This is a genomic window from Thauera propionica, assembly GCF_002245655.1.
Classification (GTDB): domain Bacteria; phylum Pseudomonadota; class Gammaproteobacteria; order Burkholderiales; family Rhodocyclaceae; genus Thauera; species Thauera propionica.
This window is the reverse complement of the sequence record NZ_NOIH01000030.1, coordinates 52,762-63,630: the sequence shown is the minus strand read 5'-3', so window position 1 is coordinate 63,630 and position 10,869 is coordinate 52,762. Positions and strand designations below refer to the sequence as shown.

The 10,869-nt window shown below is 66.8% G+C and carries 9 protein-coding genes; 6 read left to right on the top strand and 3 right to left on the bottom strand.

Annotated elements, in window-relative coordinates; genetic code table 11:
• Together CGK74_RS16830 and CGK74_RS16825 are read left to right on the top strand one after the other, a co-directional pair.
• A partial coding sequence (locus CGK74_RS16830; RefSeq protein WP_133091929.1) for a type I secretion C-terminal target domain-containing protein occupies positions 1 to 1,741 on the top strand: 1,741 nt, incomplete at its 5' end.
• Between the two features lie 63 nt (positions 1,742 to 1,804).
• Positions 1,805 to 3,349, top strand: coding sequence for a GlcNAc-transferase family protein (locus tag CGK74_RS16825; RefSeq protein WP_094269557.1), 1,545 nt, complete (start codon positions 1,805 to 1,807; stop codon positions 3,347 to 3,349).
• Positions 3,350 to 3,359: 10 nt separating this feature from the next.
• Here the strand turns inward: CGK74_RS16825 and CGK74_RS16820 are convergent, their stop codons facing one another.
• Together CGK74_RS16820 and CGK74_RS16815 are read right to left on the bottom strand one after the other, a co-directional pair.
• Positions 3,360 to 5,261, bottom strand: a complete 1,902-nt coding sequence (locus tag CGK74_RS16820; RefSeq protein ID WP_094269556.1) for an EAL domain-containing protein — start codon at positions 5,259 to 5,261, stop codon at positions 3,360 to 3,362.
• Between the two features lie 25 nt (positions 5,262 to 5,286).
• The gene (locus CGK74_RS16815; RefSeq protein ID WP_240498766.1) at positions 5,287 to 5,832 is read right to left on the bottom strand and encodes a transglutaminase-like cysteine peptidase; all 546 of its coding nucleotides are present in this window, start codon (positions 5,830 to 5,832) and stop codon (positions 5,287 to 5,289) included.
• Positions 5,833 to 6,238: 406 nt separating this feature from the next.
• Here CGK74_RS16815 and CGK74_RS16810 point away from each other — a divergent pair, with 406 nt between their 5' ends.
• Positions 6,239 to 7,423, top strand: coding sequence for a TolC family outer membrane protein (locus tag CGK74_RS16810; RefSeq protein WP_338056392.1), 1,185 nt, complete (start codon positions 6,239 to 6,241; stop codon positions 7,421 to 7,423).
• 78 nt (positions 7,424 to 7,501) lie between these two features.
• The gene (locus CGK74_RS19440) at positions 7,502 to 7,699 is read left to right on the top strand and encodes a hypothetical protein (protein WP_338056391.1); all 198 of its coding nucleotides are present in this window, start codon (positions 7,502 to 7,504) and stop codon (positions 7,697 to 7,699) included.
• A 33-nt stretch (positions 7,700 to 7,732) separates the two neighbouring features.
• Here the strand turns inward: CGK74_RS19440 and CGK74_RS16805 are convergent, their stop codons facing one another.
• Positions 7,733 to 8,515, bottom strand: a complete 783-nt coding sequence (locus CGK74_RS16805) for an enoyl-CoA hydratase/isomerase family protein (RefSeq protein WP_094269555.1) — start codon at positions 8,513 to 8,515, stop codon at positions 7,733 to 7,735.
• Between the two features lie 165 nt (positions 8,516 to 8,680).
• Here CGK74_RS16805 and CGK74_RS16800 point away from each other — a divergent pair, with 165 nt between their 5' ends.
• Together CGK74_RS16800 and CGK74_RS16795 are read left to right on the top strand one after the other, a co-directional pair.
• The gene (locus CGK74_RS16800) at positions 8,681 to 9,001 is read left to right on the top strand and encodes a DUF485 domain-containing protein (RefSeq protein ID WP_094269554.1); all 321 of its coding nucleotides are present in this window, start codon (positions 8,681 to 8,683) and stop codon (positions 8,999 to 9,001) included.
• A complete protein-coding gene (locus CGK74_RS16795; protein WP_094269553.1) occupies positions 9,001 to 10,680 on the top strand; it encodes a cation acetate symporter in 1,680 nt (559 codons plus the stop codon). Before CGK74_RS16800 ends, CGK74_RS16795 begins: the two co-directional genes overlap by 1 nt.
• Positions 10,681 to 10,869 lie beyond the last annotated feature (189 nt).

The following is a 10,869-nucleotide window of genomic DNA, read 5'->3' as shown; positions in this document are numbered from 1 at the left end:
GACGACTGAACCGCCGACGACTGAACCGCCGACGACTGAACCGCCGACGACTGAACCGCCGACGAATGATCCGCCGACGACTGAACCGCCGACGACTGAACCGCCGACGACTGAACCGCCGACGACCGAACCGCCGACGACCGAACCGCCGAACAACGGGCCGGAAGCCGAGGGTGACGAGTACGACATCGTCGAGGGTACGACCGCCGAACTGGGTTCGCTGCTCGACAACGATACTGATCTGGATGGCGATCCGATCCAGGTCTCGGCCGTGCGCGTGAATGGCACCGAGTACATCGTCAGCGAAGGCTTCACCACCCCGCTGGGGGGCACGGTCACGCTCCAACCGGACGGTACCTTCAGCTACGTCGCGCCGATCCTCGACCATGACGATGAGGTGCCGAACCATGACACGTTCGAGTACCGGGTGACCGATGGCACCGACGAGTCCTCGTGGACGACGGTGAAGGTGAACGTGACCGATACCGATGTCGATGCGATCGACGACCATCAGTTCGTCGCGCAAGGCACCACGGTGACCGGGAACGTGCTCGGCAACGACACCGGCAACGACCAGCCGCTGCGCGTGGACCAGGTCAGCTTCCAGGGCGAGACCAAGCAGATCGCCGAGGGGGGTGAGGTCAGCTTCGACACGCCCAACGGACTGCTCGTGATCCGCTCGGATGGCTCCTACAGCTATACGAGCCAGATGCAGCCCCCGGTGAGCTACAAGGATCCGAACCTGAACATGTGGGTGGCCGAGAACGGCGTGGTCGGGCTGTATGGCTTCCGCGACAATCCGGATGGCAGCGACTGGACCTTCGACATCGACAAGCTGACGACTGCTGCTTCGCAGGACGTCGGCTTCAAGGGCGGCGGTGGCTCCGGCAAGGCAGGCGTGGGCGTCATGCTGCTGCAGAGCTCCGCGATCGACCATGACGAACATCTGGTCATCGCGCTGCAGGGTGAGGCTGACAGCGTGCTGGTATCGCTCGGTCAGTTCAATGCCGCTCAATCCGAGCAGGGGTTCTGGACCGCCTACGACCTCGAGGGCAACGTCGTCGGGTCAGGGTCGCTCGGTGGCGGCGTGAATGACAATGGTGGGGTGTACTCCGTCCTGATTGATCCGCCCGACAGCTTCAGTTACCTCAACCTGTCCTTCGAGTCGGGCAGCACCAGCAACGCCGGCTTCGTGGTCAGCGACATCGATGTGAACTACGCGCCCGACGTGTTCGAGTACGTGGCGATCGACATCGACGGCAGCACCGACAGCGCGACGCTGACGCTGACGCCCTACGGCGAGGTGATCACCACGCTCGCCGCAAGGGTCCTGGAGGATGACGGCGCATTGTCGGGCAGCGGTGCGGGCGACGACGTGCTGTACGGCGGGCTGGGTGCCGACGTGTTCGAATGGCACCTCGGCGACCAGGGCAGCGCGGACGATCCGGCGCGGGACGTCATCAAGGACTTCTCGCTGTCCGATGGCGATGCGCTCGATCTGCGCGACCTGCTGCAGGACGAATCGGCGGGAACGCTCGACAGCTACCTGCACTTCGAGTTCGACCCGGATTCGGGCGACACGACGGTGATGGTCAGCAGCACGGGGGCTTTCGGTGAGGGCGGCTACGACGCGGCCGACCAGGTCATCGTCGTCGAGAATGTCGATCTCACCTCCGGCCTCGGCAGCGACCAGTTGATCATTCAGGACCTGATCAACAAGGGCAAGCTGATCACCGATTGAGGCGCATCACCGGCAGCCCCCGTGCCGCTTGGCGCGGGGGCTCGCCGCTTCAGAAAGACAAGCATGGAACTGCCACGGATCTTCGTTTCCATCGCCAGCTACCGCGACAGCGAAGGACCGGCCACGGTCACCGACCTGTTCGCCCGCGCCGCGCATCCCGAGCGGGTTTTCGCCGGCGTGCTGTGGCAGGTGATTCCGGGCGACGACGACGACTGCATCGGCGGGGAAGCGCCGGCCAGCCACGTCCGCAGCCTGACCGTGCATGCCTCCGAAAGCCTGGGAGCGTGCTGGGCGCGGCACCGCATCCTGACCGAACTGCGGCGCGACGAGGATTACGTGCTGCAGATCGACAGCCACATGCGCTTCGAGCCCGGCTGGGACGAGGCATTCATCGCCATGCTGCAGCGCTGCCCGTCGCCGCGGCCGGTGCTCAGTTCCTATCCCGTGCCTTACCAGTTGCCCGATCGCCTCGGCGAGCGGCGCATTCCGGTGCAGATCGCAAAGCAGTTCAGCGACCAGGGCGGGCTGCTGCTGCACTCGCGGGCGTTGCCCTACGAATGCCGGCCACAAGCGCCGCTCCCCTCGGCCTTCGTCGGCGCTGGCTGCATCTTCGCGCCGGCGGCGGCGTTCGACGAGGTGCCCTACGACCCGCTGCTGTACTTCCAGGGTGAGGAAATCACCCTCGCGGTGCGCCTGTGGACCCATGGCTGGGACCTGTTCACGCCCGACGACGTGCTGCTGTATCACGACTATTCGAACGAGCGCGGCCGCCCGCGCCACTGGAGCGACAACCGTGACTGGGCGACGCTGAGCGCGCGCGCCCACGCCCGGCTGCGCTGCCTGCTGGCGCGCGAACTGCCGGCCGACCCCGAGGCGATGCGGGACATCGCGCGCTACGGGCTGGGCACGCGGCGCACGCTGGAGGAGTACGAGCGCTTTGCCGATCTCGACTTTCGCCGGCGCACGATCGGCCCGCGCGCGGCGGACGGGCGCTTCGGCTCACCGCTGGACGATGGCGAGGTCCGCCGCGCCCGCGCCTTTTCCCGCATCTTCAACGAGCGCACCTGGGGCTGCGTCGAAACCCGCAGCGGTCCCGGTTCCACGCTGGCGGCCACTGCCGCGATGCGCAAATCCCTGCTCAAGCTGCTGCAGCGCCTGAACGTGCGCAGCCTGCTCGATGCCGGTTGCGGCGACCTGAACTGGTTCGGTCCTGCGCTCGACACGCTTGACCTGTATCTGGGCATCGACGTGTCGCCGGAAGTCATCGACTATGTGCTGGGGCTCCATCGGGGGCGGCGAGGCGTGTTCTTCAACGTCGCCGACGTCGTCTCCGACGCCTTGCCCAGCGCGGATGCCGTGTTGTGCCGGCACGTGCTGACGCACCTGCCCAACGCGCAGGTCCAGGCCGCGCTGGAGAACATCCGCCGCAGCGGTGCGCGCTACCTCATCGCCACCTCGCACCGTGGCGCGGCCAACGCCGAGGTCGAGCCCGGCGGCTGGCGCGCACAGGACCTGTGCGCGCCGCCGTTCTCGCTGCCGCCGCCGGCCTTCGTTCTGCAGGACGGCGGCGGTACCGAACTGCGGGTGTGGGATCTGACCGCGGGCTGATCTGCCGGCGTCAGCGCACGGCTGGGCCGGTCATGCCGTCGACGCCAAGACGTTCGAGGGTCGCCAGCTCTTCTGCCCGTCCCACGCCTTCGGCGATCGACAACAGGCCGATCGAATGCGCGATGGTGCTGAGGCCGCGGACGAAGGCCTGGTTGCCCGGCGAAGCGTCGATGTCGGTGATGAAGGTCGGATCGATCTTGATGTGGTGCAAACCCAGTTCGTGCAGGTCCTCGATGCCGTGCAGTTCCGCCCCCGCATGCTTGAGGCCGAGGCGGCAGCCCAGCGGCTGCAGCATCAGGCACAGCGCGCGGAACTCGGGCTGGTGCTGCAATGCGCTGTGCTCCTGCACCTCGATCCACAGCCGCGGCGCCAGTTCGCGCGCGGCCGCGATGCTGGCGTAGAGCCGGTCGCGTGCCGCGCCGTCGCGCAGGGCGTCGGCCGAGACGTTGATCGCCAGCTCGAGTCCGGGGTAGGCCGCCAGCTGCTTCAGCGCAAGCTGCAGCACATGGAGATCGACGTCGGCCATCAGCCCGAGCCTGGCCGCCCAGGGCAGCACCAGCCCTGCGCGCTGCCATTCACCGTCAACCTGCATGCGCAGCGGCGCCTCGTGGTGCAGCAGCTCGCCGCCGGTCGTGCGGACCGGGTAGCGCATCAGTTCCAGGCCGTCACCCGCCAGGGCGGTCGCAATGGCCTGCTGCCAGCCTTCCTGGCTGTCGCGGAGCAGGGGCTTGCCCGACGCACCCACCAGCGCAGGGTTGGGCTCGCCGGTCTCCTCCGACGCGGCCAGCGCGCCATCGATGCGGGACAGCACGACCGGACGTTCCTCGCCCGGCGCGTACTCGCCCGCCGCGACCAGCACGGGGGCAATGTCCGGGTGCGCGCCCTTAGCGGCGGCGAGATGCGCGTGAACGGCCATGGCGACTGCCTCCGCCGTGTCCGCCGCCGGGGCGAGCAAACCGAAGTCGCTGCCGCCGAGGCGTGCGCACAGCCAGCCGCCATTGTCCGCAGTGGCAGCCTGCAGCGCTTCGGCTACGGCGCACAGATAGCGGTTGGTGTTGAGGCGGCCCAGGCGCTGGTTGAGCTCGATCAGCCCCGGCACGCGCGCGATCACGAGCACGCCGCCGGCCTGGCTGTCGTCGCGTGCCAGCGCGGCGGACAGATGGCGCATGAACTGCTCGCGATTGAAGAGCCCGGTCAGCTCGTCGTGCTGCACCTGATGGCGCAGCGTTTCCAGCCGGCGCGACTCCTCGGCCAGCATCGCCCGAACGCGCTCCGAAAGGGCGTTCATCGCGCGCACCACACTGCGGAACTCCTGCGTGTTCGGCTCGGGAGTGGTGATGAAGCGGCGATCGCCGATGGCTTCGGCCTGCTCCACCATGCGGTTCAGCGGCCGGGTGATCCACTTCAGCACCAGGGTGCCGACGATGCCGCACAGCACCGCGGCCGCCAGAAACCAGGCCAGCAACTGGCGCGCGGCCTGCCACAGCGAGGCGTAGGCGTAGCGGCTGTGGCTCTCGACGGTCAGGGTGCCGAACTGCTTCCAGCCGTCCTGCACCTGCGCGATGCCGGGCTGGACCCCGATGGTCACGAGTTCCATGAACCAGGGCGGTGCCTCGGTGACGCTGCCGTCGAAGTGGCGCTCCACGATCGTCTGGCCGCTGGGGTCCGCGAGGCGGATGCGGCGGTAGTGGCCGGTGTCGAACTGTGCGGTCACCTGCAGTTCGATGGTCACCGGGTCCTTGGGCAGTTGCGACAGGACCAGCGCCAGCGAGGTGGCGTTGTCGATGTTCTTCACCGCGAGCTGCTGCTCGAGGTAGTGGCGTGCCGAAAGCGTGCTGACCAGCACGCTGCCGCCGAGCGCAATGGCGGTGACGAGGATGATCGCGAGCCAAAGCTGCTTGATCAGGGACATGTGTCTGTTGCTCCGGACTAGGGTTTCATGGGCTGCCGACGAGCCGGATGCCTTCGCGGCTCATGCGGTCGAGCACATCGCGCCAGCGTGACAGGCGCGTGGTTGGATCGGCGGATGACTGGCTGGCGCCGGCCACCCACAGGCCGGCGTCGCTGAAGCTGAAGACCGGGAACAGGTCGGGTCTTCGGCCTGCCGGGCGGATGTCGTTGATCAGGTTGTCGAGCACCAGCGGTTCGGCGTCCGGCGTGGGGTAATAGCCCAGCACCATGTGTGCCTGCGAGATGCCGCTGTCCGCGGCACCGATGTTGGCACGGACGTAGATCAGCCGCAGTCGCTCCGGCGGGACACCGAGCATGCGCAGGCTGGCGAACTTGGCGATGGCGAAGTCCTCGCAGTCGCCCGCGCTGCGCGACAGGGCTTCGAGCGGTGTAGCCCAGTAGTCGGGCGTGTTCCACACCTGGCGGTCGTCCTCGAAACGCAGGTGACGGTTGAAGAAATTGTTCACCAGGGCGAGGCGGTCCTGCTCCGAGCGTGTTGCCGCCGCTTCCATCATCTGCCGCCAGGCGTCCACCGCCGCCACCGTTTTCGCACCATAGCGCTGTGCGGCTTCGGCGCCGATGCGCTCCAGATCGGCGCGCGCGAACGTCGAGCACAGCAGCGCGCAGACGATCAGGGTAAGTGCGCGGCGTCCGTGCCCGACCGGGATGAGCAGCAGGCGGAGCTGGTGAAGGAGTCTGACGGCCGTCTCCAGGGCTCGATGGCGATGAGGCGTTGGAAGCGGGCACGGCGCACGTAGACGCCGCCACGGGGGCGCCTAGTGTCACACGGGATGGGAATTCGCGGAATAGCGTCTAGTAGTTCTCAGGCCGATCCGGCGAGGGGTGAAATAATTTCCGTAACGCAGCAATGCCGCTGCGAACCTGGCAGGACCGGTGTTCGCAGCGGCTCTCAATAAGGTGAACATCATGAAAAAACCAATGCGCGCTCTACTCTTCGCTGCCCTGGTGGCGGCTTTCCCCGGTGCTGCGGTCCAGGCCGGGGCGCCCGACATGCTGCGTGACGCTGCGCGCAAGGCGGTAGTCGCCAATCCGGAAGTCCAGGCCCGGTGGCACGCCTTCCTCGCCTCGGAGGCCGAGCAGGATGCGGCGCGCGGTGGCTATCGGCCGCGTGTCGACCTGACGGCCGGCATCGGCCGCGAGCGCCAGTACTTTGAAGGCCAGGGCACGGAGCGCTACACGCACCGCAACGCCACGCTTTCGCTCAACCAGATGGTGTACGACGGTTTCTACACCCGCAACGACGTCGCTCGGCTCGGCCACGCCAGGCTGGTGCGCTACTACGAGCTGATGGATGCGTCGGAAGGCGCGGCGCTGGAAGCCTTGCGCGCTTACGGCGACGTGTCGCGCTATCGCGAGCTGGTGCGGCTGGCGCAGGAAAACTATGTCCAGCACAAGCAGGTGTATGACCAGATCGGCGAGCGCACGCAATCCGGAGTCGGGCGTCGCGTGGACCTCGAGCAGGCCACTGGCCGCCTCGCGCTGGCCGAGTCGAACCTGCTGACCGAAGTATCCAACCTGCACGACGTCAGCGCGCGCTACCTGCGCCTGATCGGGGAGGTGCCGCCCGAGCAGCTGGCGTCGATGGAGGGCGTGCTGCCGCCTGTCGACCTGCCCCCGTCCGTGAATGACGCGCTGCGCGAGGCGTTCGCCGGCAGCCCGATGCTGTATGCCGCGGTCGAGAACGTCGATGCCGGTCAGCGCCTGGTGGACATGCGCCGCGCCGCCAACCGCCCGCGCGTGGATCTGCGCGCGCGTCAGGCCCTCGACCACAACCTGGATGGCTACGACGGCAATTCGCGCGAACAAGTGGTCGAACTGGTGCTGAGCTACAACCTGTATCGCGGCGGTGCGGACCAGGCGCGCATCCGCGAGGCGGCAGAGACGCTCAACGTCGCCCGCGACCAGCGCGAGAAGGCCTGCCGCGACCTGCGTCAGACGCTGTCGATCGCCTACAACGACAGCCAGCGCCTGGTCGAGCAACTGCGCTACCTGGACCAGCACCAGCTGTCGATCGAGAAGGCACGCCAGGCCTACCGCAACCAGTTCGACATCGGCCAGCGCACGCTGCTGGACCTGCTGGATACCGAGAACGAGTACTTCTAGGCACGCAGGGCCTACGTCAATGCCAGTTACGACCTGCTGACGGCCAAGGCGCGCACGCTTGCTGCGATCGGCCGCCTGATGCCGGCGCTGGATGTGGCGCGCGAGAACATGCCGACGGCGGTGGAGTTGGGCCAGGAGCGCACCGGGATCGATCCGGCATCGATCTGCCCGCCCGACGCACCGATGCCGCTGCAGATAGACAAGGCTGCCCTGCTCGAGGCCGCGCTGCGCGAAGCGGGGGCTGCCCCCGCCGCAACGCCGGCAGCCGCCCAGTAAACCGGCTGCCGGGCGTTCGTCCGGCAGCGCCATTCAGCGCCCCGTGAAACGGGGCGCGCGCTTGTTGAGGAATGCGTCGAGTCCTTCGCGGTAATCCTCGGTCGCGAGGAAGTCGAAGGCCTGGCGCTTCTCGGTGTCGGTGAGCGGCGCGCCCGTCATCAGGCGCCGGACCCACTGCTTGTGCCAGCGCGCGACCAGCGGCGCCCCGGCACAGATGCGTGCGGCACAGGTTGCGGCCTCGTCGAAGACCTTCTCGTCGTCCACCACGCGTGAAAGCAGGCCCTTCTGCAGCGCCTCGCGCGCGGTCAGGATGCGCCCTTCCAGCAGGATCTCCAGCACCACGGCCGGCCCGACCAGCGCAAGCAGGCCGGCCATCTCGCCCGGATACATCGAGAAGCCCAGGCGGTTGATCGGTGCGCCGAAGCGCGATGATTCGCCGGCGATGCGGATGTCGCAGCAGCCGGCGATCTCCAGTCCGCCGCCGATGCAGGCACCGCGGATCGCCGCGACGGTCGGCACTGCGCAGTTGCGGATCGCGTCCAGGGCATTGGCGACGAGTTCCTCGTGGTAGTGCAGCGCGTCGTCCACCGTGGCGCGCACGGTCAGGAATTCCTCGATGTCGCCGCCGGCAGCGAAGGCGTCGTCGCCGGCGCCGCGCAGGATCACGCAGCGCACTTCGGGGGTGTCGGCGACCCGCTTGAGCGCGGAAGAGAGCCCGCGCCACATCGCGGCGTTGACCGCGTTGAGTTTGCCCGGATTGTGCAGGGTGACGGTGGCGATGCCGTCGGCGAGGTCGAACGAAATCTTCGATTCCATTGGGTGTCTGGATAAAAAGATAAAAAATTTCCATACGGACATGTATGGAGTCTTATCGATGATATATCATCCATTGATCCGAACCGCTGCGTCAGACGGCTGGTCGGCTCAAGGAGGGTGGAGGAGTGGCGTTTCCAACGTTGCTTTTCCTTGAGGAGGGAGAAAGTGTCTAGCTCTGTCTATGCGCACATCAGGCGCAATCCGCGCTTTGCGGAACTGGTGGCCAAGCGCACCCGCTTTGCGGGCTTGCTTGCGGTCACCGTGCTGGTGATCTTCTATGGCTTCGTGCTGCTCGTGGCCTTCGCGCCCGAGCTGATCGGCAAGCGCCTGTTCGAGGGCAGCAACCTGACCTTCGGCATCCTGGCCGGCCTGCTGCAGTTCATCTTCTTCTGGGTTCTGACTCTGGTGTATGTGCGTCGCGCCAATGGCGAATTCGACGACATCAACAAGGAACTCGTCCAGGCTGCATGGAAGGCGGAGAAATGATGAACAGCAAATTCGTATCCCGCTTCGGCGCGGGTCTGTTGTCGCTCGCCGTCTCGGCTCCCGTGCTTGCCGCCGGTCCCGCGATGGACGCGACGCAGAAGCAGCCGCTCAACCTGCACGCGATCGCGATGTTCTTCGTGTTCGTGCTGCTGACCCTGGGCATCACCTACTGGGCGGCCAGCCGCACCAAGTCGGCGTCGGACTTCTACACCGCCGGCGGCGGCATCACCGGCTTCCAGAACGGCCTGGCGATCGCGGGTGACTACATGTCGGCCGCCACGCTGCTGGGTCTGACGGCGATGATGTACATGCAGGGCGTCGATGCCTACATCTACATGCTGTCCTTCTTCGTCGGCTGGCCGATCATCCTGTTCCTGATGGCCGAACGCCTGCGCAACCTGGGCAAGTTCACCTTCGCCGACATCACCGCCTACCGCCTCAACCAGGGCAAGGTGCGCACCATGGCGGCGGTCAGCTCGCTGACCGTGGTGTGCTTCTATCTCGTGGCGCAGATGGTCGGTGCCGGCCAGCTCATCAAGCTGCTGTTCGGTCTGGACTACAACATCGCGCTGGTCGTGGTCGGCGCGCTGATGATGGTCTACGTCACCTTCGGCGGCATGGTCGCCACCACCTGGGTGCAGATCATCAAGGCCTGCATGCTGCTGATCGGTGGCACTGCGGTGGGCGTGCTTGCGTTCAGCCAGTTCGGTTTCTCGTTCGACGAGCTGACGAGCCGTGCGATGGAAGTGCACAAGCTGGGCCAGAAGCTGCTCAACCCCGGCAGCCTGCTCGCCGACCCGATCACCGCGATCTCGCTCGGCCTCGGCCTGATGTTCGGCACCGCCGGCCTGCCGCACATCCTGATGCGCTTCTTCACCGTGACGGACGCCAAGGAAGCACGCAAGTCGGTGCTCTACGCTTCGGGTATCGTGGCCTACTTCTTCAACGTCATCGCCATCATGGGTCTGTGTGCGATCCTCATCGTCGGGCAGAACCCCGAGTTCTTCGAAGGTGGCGAGATTGGCGGTAAGGTCATCGGCGGCGGCAACATGATCGCCATGCACCTGGCCAACGCGGTCGGTGGCAACCTGCTGCTCGGCTTCTTGTCTGCCGTGGCCTTCGCGACCATCCTCGCGGTGGTGGCCGGCCTGGCGCTGGCGGGTGCCTCGGCGATCTCGCACGACATCTACTCGCGCGTGATCATGAAGGGCAAGGCGGACGAGGCGAAGGAGCTGCGCGTGTCGAAGTTCGCCACCATCGGCCTGGGCGTCGTCGCCATCCTGCTCGGCATGGCCTTCGAGAAGATGAACATCGCGTTCATGGTCGCGCTGGCCTTCGGCGTGGCGGCTTCGGCCAACTTCCCGGTGCTGATCCTGTCGATGTACTGGAAGGGCCTGACCACCAAGGGCGCGATGGCCGGTGGCTACCTGGGTCTGTTCAGTGCCGTGACCTTCGTCGTGCTGTCGAAGTCGGTGTGGGTCGACGTGCTGGGCTTCGCCTCGCCGATCTTCCCCTACACCCAGCCCGCGCTGTTCTCGATGCCGCTCGCCTTCCTCGCCACCATCCTGGTGTCGAAGATGGACAACAGCGCCGAGGCGAAGGCCGAGATCGAGGCCTTCGAAGATCAGTACGTGCGCGCCCAGACGGGCGTCGGTGCGGCCACCGCGGCTTCGCACTAAACCGCTGTTCCGCCGCGCGGTGGCTTGCCACCCCGCGGCGTCGCCCGAGAACCCCGCCCGACAGCGATGTCCGGCGGGGTTCTTCTTTGCGTCGCGACCGTCATCCATGACCCGGGCACGGGGCCTGCGCGGGACTGAAATGGCGAGGTGATAGACTTCCGGGCGTTGTCTTGCGGTTTTGCCTTCCGG

Excerpts from the sequence above, each read along its gene's own strand:
- CGK74_RS16825 (WP_094269557.1), top strand. The coding sequence starts at position 1,805 with ATGGAACTGCCACGGATCTTCGTTTCCATCGCCAGCTACCGCGACAGC.
- CGK74_RS16820 (WP_094269556.1), bottom strand. The coding sequence starts at position 5,261 with ATGTCCCTGATCAAGCAGCTTTGGCTCGCGATCATCCTCGTCACCGCC.
- CGK74_RS16810 (WP_338056392.1), top strand. The coding sequence starts at position 6,239 with ATGCGCGCTCTACTCTTCGCTGCCCTGGTGGCGGCTTTCCCCGGTGCT.
- CGK74_RS19440 (WP_338056391.1), top strand. The coding sequence starts at position 7,502 with ATGCCGGCGCTGGATGTGGCGCGCGAGAACATGCCGACGGCGGTGGAG.
- CGK74_RS16805 (WP_094269555.1), bottom strand. The coding sequence starts at position 8,515 with ATGGAATCGAAGATTTCGTTCGACCTCGCCGACGGCATCGCCACCGTC.
- CGK74_RS16795 (WP_094269553.1), top strand. The coding sequence starts at position 9,001 with ATGAACAGCAAATTCGTATCCCGCTTCGGCGCGGGTCTGTTGTCGCTC.